The following is a 17,420-nucleotide window of genomic DNA, read 5'->3' as shown; positions in this document are numbered from 1 at the left end:
GTCTCATCCTGCGCTGGCGCTGTAGCGCACGCGCACAATCCGATAGCCAGAACTGTCGCCGCGACGACGCGTGTGATGGGCATCCGTCTCTCCTGCTTTCTGTTGAGAGGAGCTTAGCGCGCTTCGGGGCAGAAGCGAGTCCCAGTCGGCCCCCGGGAATGCGTCGCGCGGTTGCCAGGCCCGGCCAACCGTATCGAGATAGGCATGGATCAATCCATCAAGCATAGCTCACAACCTCCCATTCGATGTTGTCGTGGTCATGGAAATAGAAGCGGCTGCCGGGGTCATAGGTCTGGTGACTGTGGGTGCGATAGCCGGCGTCGAGGATCTTCTGTTCCGTCGCGTCGAGGTCCTCCACCAGGATGCCGAAATGGTTCACCGCGCCGGTGCGGTAATAGCTTTCCTCTTCCGGCTGGTCCTGTCGGGGCAGGGTATAGAGCGCGATGTAATCCTCGTCCGTGCCAACATGCACCGTGTAGCCATCATATTTCGACGGGCCTTCCCAGCGCACTTTCCACCCAAACAGCTTCGTCAGCATGGACGCCGTTTTCTTCGGGTCGCGGACCGTCACATTCACATGTTCGAATTTGGCAATACTCATTGGTCTCAACTCCATTTCGCTTTCATCAAATCTCTGATAAGGCTGTCGTAATTCCTCAACTTAAGTTGAGGTCAAGCGCGAGTTGGGAGTTTTTTTCATGACGGTTCAGAAGGGGCTGACAATCGGAGATGTGGCGGCGCGGACGGGCCTGTCGGTCTCGGCGATCCGGTTCTATGAGGGGCGGGGGCTCGTTCATCCCGAACGCTCGTCCGGCGGTCAGAGAGTATTCCTGCGCTCTGACATACGCCGCCTGTCCTTCATCCTGATTGCGCAGCAGATCGGCCTGACCATCGAGGAAATCGGCCAGCTCCTGTCATCCCTGCCGGAACGGCGTACGCCGACCAAGCGGGACTGGACCCGGATCAGCACGGCGTTCCGGCACTTGCTGGACGAGCGCATTGCCCTGATGGAGCGCACACGCCGGAAGCTGGATGGCTGCATCGGGTGCGGTTGCCTGTCGCTGAAGAAGTGCCAGCTCTACAATCCTGAGGATCGTGCGCGAGGGCTCGGCACCGGGCCGCGCTTCCTTCTGGAGGATGTCAGCGTGGTGTCGACCGAATCCTAGTCGTTTCGCGCCGGGGGCTGCGGAAAATAGTGGGTCGCCATGCGGGTCGCGATTTCCTGGCCTTTCACGGCGAAATCCGCCTCGGCTTCGACGGCGCGATTGTCACAGGTCTGGTAGACCCGCCCGGCACTGGTGAACGCCTCATTGAAGGATTCGACCAGGCCGCTGCGCACCGCCCCGCGATGAGGTGCTTCATATTTCAGCATGTCGGACATGTAGCGCCGCCAATACTGGTCTTCGCGGCCATTGCACTTCACGCGTATGGCATGGGCCGCTCCCAGTGTTGCCGCCAGATCCCGTGCATCCCGGAAATAATCCGGTCCGCGCATCGGCAGATCCGATTGCGCTGCGCTTGCGCCGCAGAACATGAGCGCGCTAAGCAGGAGGGCATGAAAACCTGTTTGCTTCATGCGAAGACTTTTGCCCGCATTCGTGAAAGGCTCAAGGGCCTTGAACACAAGGTCGAGTTCATTGTCATGGACGAGGACGGCCTGTTCTCGCATGCGGGGGATGGCACGATCGTGCACGATATCCGGCCGGACATTGTCTTTGGCAACACCGATGTCTGGTTCGGCGATCATGCAAGGGACTTCATGATTGCCGTGCTGAAGACCGGCGGGATTGACTGGTTCCAGTCCTCGGCGGCGGGCCTCGACAATGCGGCCCTGATTTCGGTGGGAAAGATTTCCCGCCTCTATACGACCAATCACACCCAGTCCGAAGCCATGGCCGAATGGGCGCTGTGGCAGGCCTTCGACTTTCTCAAGCGCGGCCCGCAGCACCGCGCCCAACAGGGCGACGCTGTATGGAACCGGCTGGAAATGCGCGAAATGATGGGCTCGCGCTGGCTGATTGTCGGGTTCGGCTCCATCGGGTCCGCAGTCGGCAAGCGGGTGCAGCTGCTCGGCGGACATGTCACCGGGGCGCGGCGGTCTCCCGGTCCGGCAGACGGCTCGGACCACATCGTTCCCATGGCACTTGTCAAAAGCGAGCTGGAGCAGGCCGACATTGTCCTGCTCAGCCTTCCGCTGACGGAGGAAACAGCCGGTATGGTGGATGCCGAGTTTCTGGCAGCGATGCGCCCGGATGCGCTTCTGTTGAATCTGGGGCGCGGGCAATTGGTGGACGAGCCGGCGCTCGTCGAGGCGCTCGATGCCGGCCGACCTGCCTTTGCCGCGCTTGATGTTACGACGGAGGAGCCATTGCCGGAGACCAGTCCACTCTGGCGTCACCCGAAGATTGCCGTCACCCCGCATGACAGTGCAGTGACCCAGGCGACCTATGTGCGGGCCGACGAGACCTTCCTCGACAATCTTGGGCGATATCTGGCAGGTGAACCTCTGAAACATGTTGTTCCGCCGGAGACATTCATCGACTGAATTGCGGGAACCGCACGGGTCCTCCCGCGTTTTCCGGGGCAGATATCTGCCTCCGGAGGACTTTCCATGACCACATCCATTCTGCGCGCCCTGGCGAGCGCGAGCGCCGCGGCCTTGCTGATCGGCTGCGCCAGTGCTGAACATCACGAACAGGCGCCCGATTCCCTGACCGTCACCGGGACGCAGGGCACCCCCCTGACCGCGACGCCGCTCGAAACCTTCGACAGTGCCTGGGCCATGACATTCCTTCCGGACGGCCGTGCCCTGGTCTCCGAAAAGGACGGCAATCTCTGGCTGCTGGGCACTGACGGCAAAAAGCTCGGCGAGATTACGAATGTGCCGTCGGTCAAGGCCATGGGACAGGGCGGGCTTGGGGACATCATCCTTCATCCCGAATTTGCCGAAAATGGAACGGTCTTCCTGTCCTATGTCGAGCGTGACCCGGCCGACGACAGTCTCAGCGGTGCGGCCGTCGAGCGCGCCACCTTGCGTCTGACCGAGCAGGGCGGTGTGCTGGAAAACCGCGAAGTGATCTGGCGGCAGTCCCCGAAAGTGACCGGCAACGGACATTACGGGCATCGCCTCGCTGTCGGGCCGGAAGGCCATCTCTTCATTGCTTCCGGAGAGCGCCAGAAATTCACCCCGGCCCAGAACATGGCGACGAATCTCGGCAAGGTCGTCCGCATCAATCAGGATGGCTCGATCCCGGAAGACAATCCCTTCCATGGCAACGGGGCTGTGACGGATCAGGTCTGGACGCTGGGGCATCGCAACCCGCTCGGCATTGCATTTGACGCACAGGAACGTCTCTGGGTGGTCGAAATGGGCCCGAAGGGTGGCGACGAACTGAACCTGATCGTGCGGTCCGAGAATTATGGATATCCTGAAGTGTCCGAAGGGGATCACTACAGCGGCAAGCCGATCCCCACGCATGAAAGCAATCCCGTCTTCGAGGATCCGGCCATCGCCTGGATCCCCGCCATCAGTCCGGCCGGGCTCGTCTTCTATTCCGGGGACGTGTTCGAGGAGTGGCAGGGGCACGCCTTTATCGGAGGCCTGTCCTCACAAGCCCTGATCCGGGTGTCGTTCGAAACACAGCCAACGGACAATCTGGGCCAGCCGCCCAAGGACGGTCAGACAGAGCCGGTCGCCACGGAGGCCGAGCGCTATGAGTGGGGCAAGCGCATTCGTGAAGTCGAACAGGGCCCGGACGGCGCGCTCTATGTGCTTGAAGACAAGGAAGGCGGACGGTTGATCCGGCTGACCCCGGCATCGAACTGACATCATGAAGAACAGCCGGGCGCCGCCAGGACCCGGCTGTTCCTGTCACCCCTGTCACCCCAGTTGCCGGAATCAGGCGGTGGCCTTCGCCTTCAGCGCCGCCATCCGGTCAATGGCGCCCTCGGCATCCCGCATGATGTCACCGACGATATCTGCCACGGGTTTGACCTCCTTCACGCCGCCAGCCGACTGGCCCATCGCGAAACAGGACGAGTCCGGATTGAGTTTGGCTTCATCCGTGATCCCGCCAATGCCGCCGATCACGCCGGTCTGATGGGAATGGATGGCCTGGTGCGGAAAGGGCTGGATGTCCTCCGGGCGGCTCTCCCAATCCTTGATATAGTCATTCGTCCGACAGCGCATCGGCTTGCCGGAATAGCAGCGCGTGCGGGTCGTGTCGGTATCCCCGGCGCCAACCACAGTGTCCTTGTACATTTGCGCGGCATGCGCCTCGGTCGAGGCGATGAAGCGCGTGCCCATCCACACGCCGCACGCGCCCAGCGCCAGTGCCGCCGCCAGGCCCCGGCCGTCATAGATGCCGCCGGCTGCGATCACCGGAATGTTCACGGCCTCCACGGCCTGCGCGACCAGCGGCATGGTGCCGACAAGGCCCGTATGGCCACCGCCTTCACCGCCCTGCAAAATTACGGCGTCACATCCGGCCTGTTCGGCCTTGATCGCATGCTTGACCGCGCCACCGACAACCATGACCTTCACATTGGCCTTTTTCAGCCGTTCCATGATCGGCATCGGCACGCCAAGACCGGCCACAAAACTGTCAGCGCCATTATTGATGATGACATCGACGCTTTCCTCCAGGCTTTCCGGGCTGGCAGCCAGCAGGTCCACGCCGAAGGGCCGGTCGGTCAGTTCACGCACACGTTTCATCTGGCCTTCGATGAAGTCCGGGGTCGTACCGGCCATGCCCAGCACACCATAGCCGCCAGCATTGCACATGGCCGCGCAGACTTCGGCATAGGACACGCCCCCCATGCCGGCCAGCATGATCGGATGTTCGATGTTCAGCAGTTTTGTAAGTGCGGTATTCAGGGCCATGGTGGACGTCTCCCGGGGTTTTGTCTGATTTTGTGGAAGCCTAGACTGGCGTCCTTGCGTCAACGCAAGTCGCTTCCGTCCGGCTCGGGCGAGAATGGGGCGGAGGCATCGAAGGAGAATCGAAGGAGACAGGGATGAAAGGAATTGGCGCAGGCATGATCCTGATGGCGTGGACCGCGGGTTGCGTGGCCCCTCATGAAAAGCCGCCGGGCTTGGAGAGCCGGCAGATTGTCGTGGAGCCGGAGCATGACGCCACGCAGAATCACCCGAATCGGACGCCAAATGCCGAATTGGAGGTCGAAGAAGCCACACTTGCCGGGTCGGAAGTCGAGCTGGAAGGCGATCTGGATGATGAATAAACGCCCGATCAGGCTGAAAAATGCCTTTGGATGGCGCGGTTTGGCAGATTTCACCGTGAAACCTGCAGAAAACAGTGCCAGTGTCTATCAGCGGAAATCATCTTTTCGTGATGGTCGGCAGGTGGTACACGTCTGCCCGGTCATTTTTGGCCTGAAGTAGGGGAAATAGGTATGAAACAACTCCTGGTTATCGGTGCTGCAGCGCTTGTTCTGGCTGCTTGCGGTGCAGAAGAGACGACGGCTCCGGAAGAGACGACGGCTGCTGAAACCGTTGAAGAGGCAGTGGATGACGCTGCTGACGCTGTGGACGAGGCTGCTGACGAAACCGGCGACATGCTGAGCGAAGCTGGCGACAACATGGAAGCGGCTGCAGAAGACGCAGGCGATGCCATGGAAGACGCACTGTCTGACGCGGAAGAAGCCGTCGAAGAGGCTGTTGAAGAAGCTACGGACGAAGAGCCGGAAGAGTAAGCTCTTCGGTTTCCGGATACGGAAAGGGCTGCCCTCGGGCAGCCCTTTTTGTTTGTCGGAGCGTGCCAGGCTCAGAATTTCTGGTAGGCACCGTCGATCAGCAGCGTGTCGCCGGAATGGAAGCTCGACGCATCGGAGGCCAGATACACGGCGATCCCGCCGAAATCCTCCGGCTGGCCCCAGCGGCGCACCGGGACGCGCGAAATGACCTTGCTGTTGAAGACATCGCTGTCCTGGGCCCCATCGGTCATGTCGGTGGCAATCCAGCCCGGCAGGACGCAATTGGCGCGAATCTGATAGCGGCCATATTCCACAGCGATTGCATTCATCATGGCGATCAGGCCGCCCTTGGTATGGCCATAGGCCTGGTTGCGGGCTGCGCCGGACAGGGCGGCCAGCGATGCGGTCCCGACTAGGGACCCGCCTGGATCCCCGGCCTTGGCGCGGGCGACCATGGATTTGGCGGCCTCGCGTAGCGTGATGAAGGCCCCTTCGGAATTGATGCGCTGATTGTATTGCCAGGTCTCCAGCGTCATTTCGTGGAAATTGTTCGCGCCCCGGCCCACGCCCGCATTGGCGATGCAGGTGTCGATCCGTCCGAACTCTTCCTCGGTCTCGGCCATGGCCTTCACGATCTGGTCTTCTTCGGCGACATCCACCTGTTTCGCAGCGGCCTTGCCCGTGCCGAGGCCTTCCAGCTTTTTCAGGGCAGCGGCATTGTCATCGGTTTTGCGGCCCCAGATCACGACATCGGCATTCGACGCGGCCAGTGCCTCGGCCATGCCAAGGCCAATACCCTTGTTCCCGCCGGTTATGACGCAAACCTTACCTGCGAGGTTGAATGGGGCGTATGTCATCTGGTGTCCTCCGCTGTGTTGTGATTGCACAGCTGATCAAGCGGGTGACGCAAGGGCGGTCAAGCCTCCGATTTTGCCTCCACTGGCGGTGGTTCCGGCCTGATGGCGCGAATCCAACCGGTTTTCCGGCCGATATAGTAGGCGCACTGATCCAGCCAGTCCCCGTTCAGGATGTCGTCGTACAATTCAAGATGAATGTTTGCGATGTCTTCCGACTCAATCAGCAATCGATCAGTCTTCACCCTTTGACCATCCGCCTTCGCGCCGGAATCGGCGACAATGAGAAACGGCTTCCTGGTGACCGGATAGCCATCCTGTTCAGTGCCACCGGCAAACTTGTGCTTGCCATCGGACAACAGCGACTTTGTAATCTTGCCACTGATCACGACAAAATCGACTTTCCCCTCAGGACCGATCTGTATGCCGTGCAAACGACCATAATACACGATCAGCTTGTTGTTGATTTGCGTCGTTGTCAGAACTGCGGCGCCCACCACCGGCAGCGTGGTTCCCCCCATCAACGCATCCAGTGGGTGCGCGCCCAACTTGTTGGGCCCGAGACGCCATAGCTCGACCTTTCCGAAAACAGCCCCAAACAGGAATCCGAGGACGGTGGACAAGGCGAGCAGGGGCAGGAAACGGGTCAGGCTGGGCGGTCCAGTCTCCGGGCTGGAGCCGATAAGCGCATCGTAGTCGGCGGGGGCAACCCGCAAGTCGGTGCAGTGGAGCAGCAGATGTGCGATGGCGATGAACAGCAGCGAAAGCGGGACCAGCAGTGAAATCACGCTGAGCAGGTCACGCTGAGACCGCTGGCGCACCCGCATGACCCAATTGCGTCCCGCTCGGGCTGCCAGGCCGGGAATGGCCAGCAAAAGCAGCAACAGAACAGATGACGACAATGTGTGGCCCCCCGACCGATGTGCAGCGCCGGGCCCGTCAGACCCCCTCGGTTACCTCTGGCACAGCATCCCGTTTCGCGGGCGGCGGCGCGTATCCTTCGCCTTCAAGCTCTGCCAAGGCCTGCTTCACGGTCTTTGGGGTGACGCGCTTGCGAGGATTTTTGAAACGAATGTATTTGGCGACATAAGACAAATGGTCGAGATGGCCGTTGGTCAGCGCCAGCATCTCGTCAATATTCTTGTCAGAAAATGTCGCGAGCATCCATTCGTCTCCTTGGAACATATATAGTACGTTCCGCGGCCCCAGACAATGATCTCCTCGTCAGACCAACATGTGGGCGGCAGCAATGATGCGGCGGGTCTCGTCCCATAGCGGGAGTTGCGCCAGACGGTCGGGGCTGATCCATTCGGCATGGGCCGCGTCGTCTCCGGCCAACGGTTCCCCGGCTTCCCAGACCGCCGCATAGTCGAACAAAAGATAATGCCGCGCCACGGCGCCCGTCCGGCGAGAGGTGAAGATTGCGTCCACCACATCCACCAGGCCGATCAGGCGGGCCGTCACGCCGGTTTCCTCTGCCAGTTCCCGCAAGGCCGCCGCTTCGGCGCGCTCGCCACGTTCGATCCGCCCGCCCGGCAGGGACCAGTCACCGGCCAGCGGCGGTGTTCCACGGCGGATGAGAAGAACGTCCTTTCCCTTGAAACATACGGTCCCGACGGCAGGCACGACCCGGCCAGCCACGGTCGGGGTCACGCGGTGCCCTGTGCGCGCAGGCCATTCAGTTCCGCTTCAAGACGGGGATCGGACCGCACCAGCGGATTGCCCGTTCGCTTCAACACCCGATGCAAAACAGGCAGGCGCAGGAGCGGGATCACGGACGGATTGTTCGAAATTTCGCGCAACGCCGACAGCACATCCTTGCGCTTCAGTGCCACGATGATCCTGTCAAAGGACACCGCGCGGCGAATGGATTTGAGGCGCGCCGCATGGGCGGCGGTCACTTCGGCATGCGGCGTGGGCTGGCGAAGGGCTTCACTGGCCGTCTGCTCCAGTGCGTCCAGTGCCACTGCATCCAGCCGGTGCGAAATGGAATTTCCATGCTTGCGATAGAAATACATCACGTCCGGAATGCTCATCATGCGCGCACCCGCCGACAGCAGCCGCACGATCAGGTCATAATCCTCGCCGATGCGCATCGTCTCATTGTAGCGGATCTGGTTCGTGTCCAGGGCCGTGCGCCGGATCAGTGGCTTGGCATAGCCCAGCTTGCTGCCGCGGGAGTACAGCATGTTGGCCTTGATGTATTCGCTCTCCATGATGCGGGCCGGCCGCTCGCGCAGGTCGCCTTCGAACATGGTGGTGATGTTGGCCGGGCCGTCGGACTGGAACACGGCCAGATTGTCGATCAGGATGTCGGCGCCGGTGTCCTCGGCAGCCTGCAGCATGCGGTCCAGCCGGTCCGGACGGATCAGGTCGTCGCTGTCGACAATGGCAATCCAGTCCCCCTTGGCCTGTTGCAGGGCGTAGTTCCGCACCGGGGCCGGGCCGCCGAAGCGCGTGCCGCTGAACACTTTCAGGCGGCCGTCTTCCTTTGCGATCGCTTTGGCAATTTCCACGCTGCGGTCCCGCGAGCCGTCATCCACAAGGATCAGCTCAATCGCCGGATTGGTCTGGTTCAGCACAGACCGGATCGCGCTTTCCAGAAACGCGTCGCAATTGTAATTCGCCATGATGACGGAAATCACGGGCTTTGGAGGCTCATAGGGCACGGCGTCAGACCTGTTCATCCGGTTCGCACAGGCCCGCTTCAACGCAAGCCTTGTGCCAGTTTCGACAGCAGGCCCCGTATTCTGCGGGCCAAATGGAAAGCGGGCATGGAGCCGGCGGGTGGAACGTCATATGGCTTTGGTGAGGTCCCATTAAGACGGCGCCTTGCAAAGTGCGATATCACCAGAATAGCAGGGATTCCGGTATGGCAAAGCAGAAGCCGAAACAGCTCAGCCTGGCGCTTCAGGGCGGCGGCGCGCATGGCGCCTATACCTGGGGCGTCCTGGATCGCCTGGTCGAGGAAGGCGGACTCGAGATCAACGCCATTTCCGCCACGTCTGCAGGTGCCATGAATGCGGTCGCCTTTTCCGCCGGCATGGCGGAGAATGGCACGCAGGGGGCGAAGGATACGCTGGAGGCGCTTTGGCACGGCATCTCCCGGTCCGGGCGCAGCGTCACACCCTATGGCGCGCTCAGCCCGATCGTCTTCGCCTATGCCAGCGCCGTGCAGAGCCTTGCCAGCCCCTACGATCTCAATCCCTTCAACATCAATCCGCTGCGGGATGTGGTGAAGGATGTCATCGATTTCTCGAAAGTGGACGAATCCGGCATCCAGCTCTTCCTGTCGGCGACAAATGTCGAATCCGGTCATGTCACCGTGTTCGAGGATGGCGACATTTCCCTTGATACGGTGCTGGCGTCGGCCTGCCTGCCTCAGACGTTTCAGGCCGTGGAGATCGATGGACAGGCCTATTGGGATGGTGGGTTCATGGGCAATCCCAGCCTGTTCCCGTTGATCTATTCCGGTGCGCCGCGCGACGTGTTGCTGGTCATGCTGAACCCGATCCGCCGCGACGGCATCCCGAAACGGGCCGGTGAAATCCAGGACCGGATGAACGAGATCAGCTTCAACGCGGCCCTGATCGGGGAGTTGAGGGCCATCGCCTTCGTGCAGCGCCTGCTGGATGACGGCATGCTGAAGGAGCCAATGCTGAAGAAATACCGCCGTCTGAACATTCATGCGATCAAGGGCGGACAGGATCTCATGGAGTTCAGCCTTCGGACCAAATACGACACGAGCTGGGATTTTCTGGTCAAGCTCCGGAACATGGGCCGTGCCGCTGCCGAATCCTGGCTTGGCGAATGTGGAGAGATGATCGGGACGAACCAGACCCATCTCGATCTGCGCAAGGAATTCTTTGAAGGTTAGGCCCGGTTCAGGAACCAGATCCGCGCGGCGCCATAGTCGCGCGTCTCGATCACGTCCCAGCCCTCGGGCGCGATCATCTCGTCCGATCCGGTTTCCACGATTGCCAGCGCGTCTTCGTCCAGCCAGTTACCGGAGACAAGACAGGCGAGTGCCGGCTCGGCCAGGCCCTTGTGATAAGGCGGATCGAGAAAGGCCAGCGTGAAGGGCTGGCCGACGCCGGCAGGTTTCTCGCCCAGATCGGTGGCCGAGCGGCGGTGCAGGCGCGTATTCCCGTAAAGCCCCAGCGTCTCGATATTGTCGCGGATCGCGCCGCGCGCGCCGTGATCGGTTTCCACGAACAGGCAGAAGGCCGCGCCTCGGCTCATCGCCTCCAGCCCCAGCGCGCCGGAGCCCGCGAACAGGTCAATCACCCGTGCGCCCTCGATTTCTGGCGCCCAGTCGGCATGGGCCAGCATGTTGAAGATGGATTCGCGCGCGCGATCCCCGGTCGGCCGCGTGCCCTGTCCTTTTGGCGCGGCAATGGCCCGCCCCTTGTGCTGTCCGGCAATGATGCGCATTCGACAAGCCATCCCTTTACTTTGCGCCCGTGTAGGGCGATCCCATCCCCATGACAATTCCTGTAGATCCGATGACCCGCGCGCTGGAGCTGGCGCGGCAGGCCGCCGAGGCCGGTGAGGTGCCGGTTGGCGCAGTCATCATCGATCCGGAGACGGGAGAGATTGTCGGCGAGGGCGCCAATTGCCCTATTGCCGGGCAGGACCCGACCGCGCATGCCGAAATCGTCGCCTTGCGGGCGGCGGCGGCCTCTACGGGAAATTACCGGCTGACCGGTCTGCACCTCTATGTGACACTGGAACCATGCGCGATGTGCGCCGGGGCGATCAGTCTGGCGCGCATCGGCAAGCTTGTCTTTGCGGCGTGCGATCCGAAGGGCGGCGCGGTGATCCATGGCGCGCGCTTCTTCGAACAGCCGACCTGCCACTGGCGGCCGGAGGTCGAGCAGGACGAGGCAGCGGGCGAGACGGCCAGCGCGCTGCTGAAGGCATTCTTCCGCGCCCGGCGCGGCTGAGACGGGACAGATCAAGGGAACACAGGCGGGCATGGCAGAACCGGGACACGAGATACTCATCAAGGATGCGGTCGTCTTCCTGTTTGCGGCCGGGGTCGCCGTTCCGGTGTTTCGCTATCTGAAATTCCCCGCCGTGGTCGGCTTCATGCTGTCCGGCATCGCGCTTGGCCCCTATGCGCTCGGCCAGTTGGCGCATGCCTATCCCATTCTCGAATATGTCTCGATATCGGAACCGGAGGCCGCCGCGCCATTTGCAGAGCTTGGCGTGCTGTTCCTGCTCTTCCTGCTTGGGCTCGAATTCTCGTTCGAGAAACTCTGGGGCCTGCGGCGGGCCGTGTTCGGCGCGGGCGGGCTTCAGGCCGCGATCAGCGCCCTCGCCATCGGCCTGATCGCCTGGCAGGTGGGCCTGCCGGCAGAAGCGGCGATCATCTGCGGTCTTGCCCTGGCCCTCTCCTCCACTGCCATCGTCATGCAGCTCCTTATCGAGCAGAAGCAGGCGGCCCAGCCGGTCGGGCGCGCTGCCCTTGCCGTATTGCTGTTCCAGGACATTCTCGTCGCGCCCATCCTGATCTTTGTCGGCTTCGTCAATATCGAGGCCGGCGCCAACCTCACGGCGGTCCTGCTGGAGGCGCTGCTGAACGGCGTGATCGCCATCATCGTGATCATGATCATCGGCAGGTTCGGCCTGCGTCGCATGTTCCGCCTCGCAGCCGCGGCCGGGGGCCGCGACTTCCTCATGGCACTGACCCTGCTGACCGTGGTGGGGGCGGCGGCCATCACCGCCACGGCAGGCCTGTCGCTCGCGCTCGGCGCCTTCCTCGCAGGGCTGCTTCTGGGAGAGACCGAGTTCAAGCACCAGACGGAAGTGGACCTGGAGCCCTTCAAGGGCATCCTGCTGGGCCTGTTTTTCATGACGGTCGGCATGGGGCTGGACCTGCCCTCGATCCTCTCCCAGCCCTGGACCATCCTGGCCGGGCTCGGTGTCCTGCTGGCTCTGAAACTGGTCATCGGCTTCGGCGCGCTGCGCCTGTTTGCGGGGCCGACGCCGATGTCCATCGAGGCGGCCTTCCTTCTGGCGCCAGCCGGAGAATTTGCCTTTGTCGTGATCGCCGCTGCCACGGCGGCCGGCGCGCTTGCGCCCGAACCCGCCGGAATGATGGCCGCGATTGCCGGCCTGTCCATGTTGCTGATCCCCGTGCTCGGCCGGATCGGCACGCTGATCGGGGACCGCCTCACCGCGCAGGAACCGGCGCACACGCTGGAAGAGGATTTCTCGGACCTCGAGGGCCATGTCATCATTGCCGGCTTCGGACGGGTCGGCCACGCCGTCGCCCGCATCCTGGCGGCGGAGGAGGCCGACGTCGTCGCGCTGGAACGCAGCGCTTTCAACGTCTCCCGCGCCCGCAATGCCGGCTGGCGCGCCTATCTGGGGGACGCCGCCCGCCCCGAAATCCTGCACAGCGCCGGGGCCGACGGGGCGCGCCTGTTCGTGGTCACCGTGGACGATGTCTCCGCTGCCGAGGCCATGGTCAGGGCATTCCACAAGCTGCGGCCGGAAGTGCCCATCATTGCCCGCGCGCGCGACCATGAACACGCCCAGCGCCTGATCGATGCCGGCGCCAAGGAAGTCATTCCGGATGCCGTGGAATCCGGCCTCCAGATGGCTGGCCGCACCTTGCTCGAATTCGGCTACAACGACGAAACCATCCGTGATCGGCTGGCCGCCGAACGGGATGAGGAATACCACCGCATCGCCACCTGACGGGCGGCTAGATCCAGCCCGCTGTCTCCGCGACCAGCCAGACACCCAGCACCAGGAACAACAGGGCTGCCAGCCGTCGCACAAGGCGGAGCGGCACCCGCCGGATCACGGCCTCGCCGAACCAGACCGCCGGCGCATTGGCCAGCATCATGCCCAGCGTCGTACCCAGCGTGACCAGGGCCACCTGCTCAAACTGGGCGCCAAGGGCGATCGTGGCCACCTGGGTCTTGTCGCCCATTTCCACCAGGAAGAAGGTGATCAGTGTCGTGAGGAATGCGCCATCGCGCAGGCGTGGGCGCTCCTCCTCGTCCAGCGTGTCGGGGATCAGGGTCCACAGCGCCATCAAAAGGAAGGATGCCGCAACCAGGTAGCGGAACCAGTCTCCCTCGAGAAATGCAGCCGCCTGCGCGCCGACCAGCGCCGCCAGGAAGTGGTTGGCAAGGGTGGCAGCAAGTATCCCGGCCATGATGACCAGCGGTTTTCGGAATTGCACTGCCAGGAGAATGGCCAGCAATTGCGTCTTGTCGCCGATCTCGGCCAGCGCGACCACGAGTGTGGAGGTAAGCAGGGCTTCCATGAATGACAGTCTCCAGGCCGGGCAAATCTGACGCAATGACACCATCTCTCCATGCCCGGCCAGAGCAGAAAAGCGGCGTCATTGGTCTCGCCCGAACGGTTGCCCGCTCCCTTCGCGCCACGGCCGGCCGGCCGAGTGTGTTGACGCGGAGGCCCGGTCATCCGACCGGCTGGCTACTCCCCAAGTGACAGCGCCTTCCGTATCGTCTGATCAGGCAGATGACAAGCGCGGCGCGATGTCCTGAACGGTTTCGAGGATCAGCGAGCGCAACCAGGACAGCGCCGCGTCCTCCGAATTCTCCCGGCGCCAGTACAATTCGCTGTCGAGCGGCGGGAACACGCCCGGCAGGTCATGCGTGACGAGCCCCGGGGCGGTCGCCATGGCCGCAGGCAATGTCAGGGCAAGGTCCGTCTCGCGGACGATTTCCATGGCCGGCATGTAGTGCGGCAGGCGCATCACCGGCGTGATGCGTGCGCCATGTGTGCGGGCCACTTCCTCGACATAGGACCGGCCCTCCCGGCGGCTGGACACGACCACATGGCGCAGGTCCAGATAGGTCTCGAAATTCATGGGCGTGCCCGCCAGCGGATGGGATTGCGACACGACGCAGACATAGGGCGTCATCATCAGCGGTTCACGCTCGAGGTCGGATCCGCGAATGCCGGGCACGTCAATTGCCAGGTCCAGGCGGCCGGAGGCCAGTTCGGTCGAGATTGCGCCCCGGTTCAATTGGGTCCAGGCAATCCGCACGCCCGGCGCGGTGGACTGCAGGCGTCGCGCCAGGCCGGGCGCAATCATGAACGCCCCGGCATCGCGGGCGGAAATGTTGAACACACGGGTCGACCGGGATGGCTCGAATGCCGAGCGTGGCTCCAGACCGGCCCGCAGCCGGTCCAGCGCGTCCCGCACCGCCGGCATCAGCGCCTCTGCCATGGCCGTCGGCTTCACGCCGCGCCCCTCGCGCACGAACAGCGGATCCTCGAAATGGGTGCGCAGCCGGGCCAGGGCATTGCTCACGGCGGGCTGCGTGATGTGCAGGGACTCGCTCGCCCGGGTCAGGCTGCGCTCGGTATAGACCGCCTCCAGTACGGGCAGCAGGTTCAGGTCCAGCGATCTGAGGTTCATCTTCGGCTCCAAACATCACCATTCGTGATGTGTTGTCTTCATATAATAAATTTCCCGAATGATCGAGCGCACGCTATCGTCGCTGCCAGAACAGAGGTGGTGAATGATCGCGGCGAGAACGCCCACACAATCGAACCGCTTGCGCGCAAGGGTGTCAGAGCCAGCCTGCGGCGCGCATCAGCATCACTGCGCCGACTGCCGTGACCAGGTATTTCATGCCGCGCTTGAAGTTCACGTCGCTCATCCGGTCCAGCACCTTGCCGCCCAGAGTCGTGCCCAGCATGGACAGCGGGATGGCCGCCAGGACCAGCCAGGCCGGCGGAAGGGCCTGCATGCCGGATGCCAGGACGACCGGAACGCTCCAGAAGATGATCTTCACGAAGTGCGCCAGAACCTGCGTGATGGATTTGGTTGCCACAATCTCGTGCCGGTGCAGGTCGGTATGGACGAAGAACTGGTCCATCAATGGTCCGGCAACGCCGGCCACCGTGTTCAGCGCTTGTACGACAAAGCCCGCGCCTTCGGCCTGAAAGGGTTTCTGGATGTCCAGATCGGCAACCGATTTCGGCAACCAGACCAGCAGCGTCACCAGACCCAGCAACAGGTACACCATCTGCTTTTCCGGGCGCCAGCTGAGCGCGAACAGCAGGGCGACTGCCGCAATCGAGCCAAGCGCATAGCGGCGGAAGACACGCCAGTGAATGTGCTTGCGCCAGAGATAGGCGCGATAGCCATTCGCCACCATCTGCACCGTGCCGTGCAGGATCATCGCGGTTGCCACGGGCAGCAGCGCCGTCAGCACGCCCATGAAGATGATGCCGCCTGCCATGCCGAATATGCCGGACAGGAAGCTTGTGGCCAGCACGGTGACCAGGATGATGACGGCGGAAACCGGGCTCATGCCGCTGACCTAGACCGGTTCGTCGCGAAACGCCAAACAGCGCGTGGCGCGACGTCCTGCCGACACAAAAGATTTCATAGAAACAATTTGCGGCGCCCCAGCCGCAAGGCGTACCATTCCCCCAACAACACAGTCTGAGAGGAGACACCGAAATGGCGGATACCGAAACGTCCATGGACGTCCAGAATGATTTGAATGATCTACGCATGTCGGATGCGGCCGTGCCGCTCTACGAGCATGTGAAGACCTTCATTCGCGACGTCGTGAACCCGATGAGCGAGGAATTTGAACGCCTCGGCGAAGGCAAGACGGATATCTGGTCCTATGCGCCGGGCCAGCTGGAAGCGCTCGAAAAGGCAAAGGACGAAGCCAAGAAGCAGGGCCTGTGGAACTTCTTCCTGCCGGATGCCGAAACCGGCGAAGGCCTGAAGAATCTCGACTATGCCTATATCGCGGCAGAGCTGGGCAAGAACCCGCTGGCTTCGGAGACCATGAACTGCTCCGCGCCGGACACGGGCAATATGGAAGTGCTCGAGCGTGTCGGCACGCCGGAACAGAAAGAGCGCTGGCTGAAGCCTCTGCTGAATGGCGAGATCCGGTCGGCCTTCGCCATGACCGAGCCGGCCCTGCCGTCTTCCGACGCCAAGAACGTCTCCATGAGCGCCGTGCTCGAAGGCGATGAGTGGGTGATCAATGGCGAAAAATTCTACATATCCGGCGCCGGAGACCCGCGCTGCAAGATCATGATCTGCATGGTGAAGACCAGCCCGGATGCCGCGCCGAACAAGCAGCAGAGCCAGATCCTTGTGCCGCTGCCGCACCCGGGAGTCACCATTCTCGGACCGATGCATGTCTTTGGCGATCCGGATGCGCCGCACGGTCACATGCATATCCGTTTCGAAAACGTGCGTGTACCGAAGGAAAATATCCTGCTCGGCGAAGGCCGCGGCTTCGAAATCTCTCAGCTCCGTCTCGGGCCGGGCCGCATCCACCACTGCATGCGCTCGCTGGGCGCTGCTGAAAAGGCGCTGGACCTGATGGTCGTGCGCGGCATGACACGCCAGGCCTTTGGCCGTGACTTGATCAAGCTGGGTGGAAACCTCGAAAAGGTCTCGCGTGCCCGCATCGAGATTGAAGCCATGCGCATGATGGTCCTCAAGGCCGCCAAGGCGATGGACGTGCTGGGCAACAAGGAAGCCCGCGTCTGGATTTCCATGGTCAAGGCCATGGTACCGGAACGCGTGTGTGCCATCATCGACGATGCCATCCAGATGCATGGCGCTGCCGGTGTATCGCAATGGACGCCGCTGGCCCGCATGTATGCCAATCAGCGCACGCTGCGCCTGGCGGACGGCCCGGACGAAGTGCACCACATGGTGGTTGGCCGCGCCGAAACCCGCAAATACACGGGCGAAGAGGAAGACCCGGCCATGGCCGCCGTCTGGCGGAAATAGGCGCCTTCACCAGCGCAATTCACAGGCGCGGTTCCAATCGGAGCCGCGCCTTTCTTGTATGCGGACGGATTGGGCTTCGCCATTTAGCC

Annotated in this window: 23 protein-coding genes and 1 riboswitch; of the genes, 10 read left to right on the top strand and 13 right to left on the bottom strand. The window is 62.5% G+C overall.

Annotation, left to right across the window (positions count from 1 at the left end; genetic code table 11):
* Positions 1 to 3: 3 nt before the first annotated feature.
* Entirely contained in the window at positions 4 to 225 is a 222-nt protein-coding gene (locus HF955_RS00935) for a hypothetical protein (RefSeq protein WP_291077150.1), read from the bottom strand.
* Positions 218 to 601: a VOC family protein gene (locus tag HF955_RS00930; RefSeq protein WP_291077149.1), complete on the bottom strand. Its 384-nt coding sequence runs from the start codon at positions 599 to 601 to the stop codon at positions 218 to 220. The genes HF955_RS00935 and HF955_RS00930 overlap by 8 nt, the downstream gene beginning before the upstream one ends.
* Before the next feature lie 97 nt (positions 602 to 698).
* On the opposite strand from HF955_RS00930, the gene soxR reads away from it, so the two are divergent.
* Positions 699 to 1,166, top strand: a complete 468-nt coding sequence (soxR, locus tag HF955_RS00925; protein ID WP_291077148.1) for a redox-sensitive transcriptional activator SoxR — start codon at positions 699 to 701, stop codon at positions 1,164 to 1,166.
* Here the strand turns inward: soxR and HF955_RS00920 are convergent.
* On the bottom strand, positions 1,163 to 1,576 hold the full coding sequence (locus HF955_RS00920) for a TIGR02301 family protein (protein ID WP_291077147.1): 414 nt from the start codon (positions 1,574 to 1,576) through the stop codon (positions 1,163 to 1,165). The two genes, soxR and HF955_RS00920, sit on opposite strands and share 4 nt — an antisense overlap.
* On the opposite strand from HF955_RS00920, the gene HF955_RS00915 reads away from it, so the two are divergent.
* A complete protein-coding gene (locus HF955_RS00915) occupies positions 1,556 to 2,545 on the top strand; it encodes a D-2-hydroxyacid dehydrogenase (protein WP_291077146.1) in 990 nt (329 codons plus the stop codon). The two genes, HF955_RS00920 and HF955_RS00915, sit on opposite strands and share 21 nt — an antisense overlap.
* Positions 2,546 to 2,611: 66 nt before the next feature.
* On the top strand, positions 2,612 to 3,826 hold the full coding sequence (locus HF955_RS00910) for a PQQ-dependent sugar dehydrogenase (RefSeq protein WP_291077145.1): 1,215 nt from the start codon (positions 2,612 to 2,614) through the stop codon (positions 3,824 to 3,826).
* A gap of 72 nt (positions 3,827 to 3,898) precedes the next feature.
* Here the strand turns inward: HF955_RS00910 and HF955_RS00905 are convergent, their stop codons facing one another.
* Positions 3,899 to 4,882: a nitronate monooxygenase family protein gene (locus HF955_RS00905; RefSeq protein ID WP_291077144.1), complete on the bottom strand. Its 984-nt coding sequence runs from the start codon at positions 4,880 to 4,882 to the stop codon at positions 3,899 to 3,901.
* A 134-nt stretch (positions 4,883 to 5,016) separates the two neighbouring features.
* Between HF955_RS00905 and HF955_RS00900 the strand changes: the two genes are divergently transcribed.
* The 3 genes from HF955_RS00900 to HF955_RS00890 are packed head-to-tail and all read left to right on the top strand — an operon-like array spanning position 5,017 to position 5,712.
* The gene (locus tag HF955_RS00900) at positions 5,017 to 5,241 is read left to right on the top strand and encodes a hypothetical protein (protein WP_291077143.1); all 225 of its coding nucleotides are present in this window, start codon (positions 5,017 to 5,019) and stop codon (positions 5,239 to 5,241) included.
* Positions 5,231 to 5,401 carry a hypothetical protein gene (locus HF955_RS00895; RefSeq protein ID WP_291077142.1) on the top strand — a complete coding sequence of 57 codons (171 nt, stop codon included), beginning with the start codon at positions 5,231 to 5,233 and terminating at the stop codon, positions 5,399 to 5,401. Before HF955_RS00900 ends, HF955_RS00895 begins: the two co-directional genes overlap by 11 nt.
* An 11-nt stretch (positions 5,402 to 5,412) precedes the next feature.
* The gene (locus HF955_RS00890; protein ID WP_291077141.1) at positions 5,413 to 5,712 is read left to right on the top strand and encodes a hypothetical protein; all 300 of its coding nucleotides are present in this window, start codon (positions 5,413 to 5,415) and stop codon (positions 5,710 to 5,712) included.
* 71 nt (positions 5,713 to 5,783) lie between these two features.
* Here HF955_RS00890 and HF955_RS00885 read toward each other — a convergent pair whose 3' ends face one another.
* Genes HF955_RS00885 through HF955_RS00865 form a run of 5 tightly spaced genes read right to left on the bottom strand, consistent with a single transcriptional unit; the run spans position 5,784 to position 9,253 of the window.
* Positions 5,784 to 6,569, bottom strand: coding sequence for an SDR family oxidoreductase (locus HF955_RS00885; protein ID WP_291077140.1), 786 nt, complete (start codon positions 6,567 to 6,569; stop codon positions 5,784 to 5,786).
* A 59-nt stretch (positions 6,570 to 6,628) separates the two neighbouring features.
* Positions 6,629 to 7,468 (bottom strand): hypothetical protein, encoded by an 840-nt coding sequence (locus tag HF955_RS00880; RefSeq protein WP_291077139.1) that lies wholly within the window; start codon positions 7,466 to 7,468, stop codon positions 6,629 to 6,631.
* Positions 7,469 to 7,505: 37 nt separating this feature from the next.
* Positions 7,506 to 7,751, bottom strand: a complete 246-nt coding sequence (locus HF955_RS00875) for a hypothetical protein (RefSeq protein WP_291077138.1) — start codon at positions 7,749 to 7,751, stop codon at positions 7,506 to 7,508.
* A 39-nt stretch (positions 7,752 to 7,790) separates the two neighbouring features.
* Positions 7,791 to 8,219: an NUDIX domain-containing protein gene (locus HF955_RS00870; RefSeq protein ID WP_291077137.1), complete on the bottom strand. Its 429-nt coding sequence runs from the start codon at positions 8,217 to 8,219 to the stop codon at positions 7,791 to 7,793.
* Positions 8,216 to 9,253 carry a glycosyltransferase family 2 protein gene (locus HF955_RS00865; protein WP_291077136.1) on the bottom strand — a complete coding sequence of 346 codons (1,038 nt, stop codon included), beginning with the start codon at positions 9,251 to 9,253 and terminating at the stop codon, positions 8,216 to 8,218. Before HF955_RS00865 ends, HF955_RS00870 begins: the two co-directional genes overlap by 4 nt.
* 185 nt (positions 9,254 to 9,438) lie before the next feature.
* Between HF955_RS00865 and HF955_RS00860 the strand changes: the two genes are divergently transcribed.
* Positions 9,439 to 10,443 carry a patatin-like phospholipase family protein gene (locus tag HF955_RS00860; protein WP_291077135.1) on the top strand — a complete coding sequence of 335 codons (1,005 nt, stop codon included), beginning with the start codon at positions 9,439 to 9,441 and terminating at the stop codon, positions 10,441 to 10,443.
* On the opposite strand, the gene rsmD is transcribed toward HF955_RS00860, so the two are convergent.
* Complete coding sequence (gene rsmD, locus HF955_RS00855) at positions 10,440 to 11,000, bottom strand: 16S rRNA (guanine(966)-N(2))-methyltransferase RsmD (RefSeq protein ID WP_367279768.1); 561 nt, start codon at positions 10,998 to 11,000, stop codon at positions 10,440 to 10,442. The genes HF955_RS00860 and rsmD overlap by 4 nt on opposite strands.
* A gap of 50 nt (positions 11,001 to 11,050) precedes the next feature.
* On the opposite strand from rsmD, the gene HF955_RS00850 reads away from it, so the two are divergent.
* Both HF955_RS00850 and HF955_RS00845 read left to right on the top strand, forming a co-directional pair.
* Positions 11,051 to 11,512 (top strand): nucleoside deaminase, encoded by a 462-nt coding sequence (locus HF955_RS00850; protein WP_291077133.1) that lies wholly within the window; start codon positions 11,051 to 11,053, stop codon positions 11,510 to 11,512.
* Positions 11,513 to 11,543: 31 nt separating this feature from the next.
* Positions 11,544 to 13,274, top strand: a complete 1,731-nt coding sequence (locus HF955_RS00845; protein ID WP_291077132.1) for a cation:proton antiporter — start codon at positions 11,544 to 11,546, stop codon at positions 13,272 to 13,274.
* A 7-nt stretch (positions 13,275 to 13,281) separates the two neighbouring features.
* Here the strand turns inward: HF955_RS00845 and HF955_RS00840 are convergent, their stop codons facing one another.
* The 3 genes from HF955_RS00840 to HF955_RS00830 all read right to left on the bottom strand — a co-directional run bounded on the left by HF955_RS00840 (position 13,282) and on the right by HF955_RS00830 (position 15,877).
* A complete protein-coding gene (locus tag HF955_RS00840) occupies positions 13,282 to 13,851 on the bottom strand; it encodes a TMEM165/GDT1 family protein (RefSeq protein ID WP_291077131.1) in 570 nt (189 codons plus the stop codon).
* Between the two features lie 69 nt (positions 13,852 to 13,920).
* Positions 13,921 to 14,048, bottom strand: a riboswitch (yybP-ykoY riboswitch).
* Between the two features lie 13 nt (positions 14,049 to 14,061).
* Positions 14,062 to 14,976 carry a LysR family transcriptional regulator gene (locus HF955_RS00835; RefSeq protein ID WP_291077130.1) on the bottom strand — a complete coding sequence of 305 codons (915 nt, stop codon included), beginning with the start codon at positions 14,974 to 14,976 and terminating at the stop codon, positions 14,062 to 14,064.
* Positions 14,977 to 15,130: 154 nt separating this feature from the next.
* Positions 15,131 to 15,877: a sulfite exporter TauE/SafE family protein gene (locus HF955_RS00830; protein ID WP_291077129.1), complete on the bottom strand. Its 747-nt coding sequence runs from the start codon at positions 15,875 to 15,877 to the stop codon at positions 15,131 to 15,133.
* A gap of 152 nt (positions 15,878 to 16,029) precedes the next feature.
* On the opposite strand from HF955_RS00830, the gene HF955_RS00825 reads away from it, so the two are divergent.
* Positions 16,030 to 17,331 carry an acyl-CoA dehydrogenase family protein gene (locus tag HF955_RS00825; protein ID WP_291077128.1) on the top strand — a complete coding sequence of 434 codons (1,302 nt, stop codon included), beginning with the start codon at positions 16,030 to 16,032 and terminating at the stop codon, positions 17,329 to 17,331.
* Positions 17,332 to 17,420 lie beyond the last annotated feature (89 nt).

The sequence above is a fragment of the Hyphomonas sp. genome (genome assembly GCF_017792385.1).
Classification (GTDB): domain Bacteria; phylum Pseudomonadota; class Alphaproteobacteria; order Caulobacterales; family Hyphomonadaceae; genus Hyphomonas.
The sequence above is the reverse complement of the archived record's forward strand: the minus strand, read 5'-3'. Positions and strand labels throughout refer to the sequence as shown.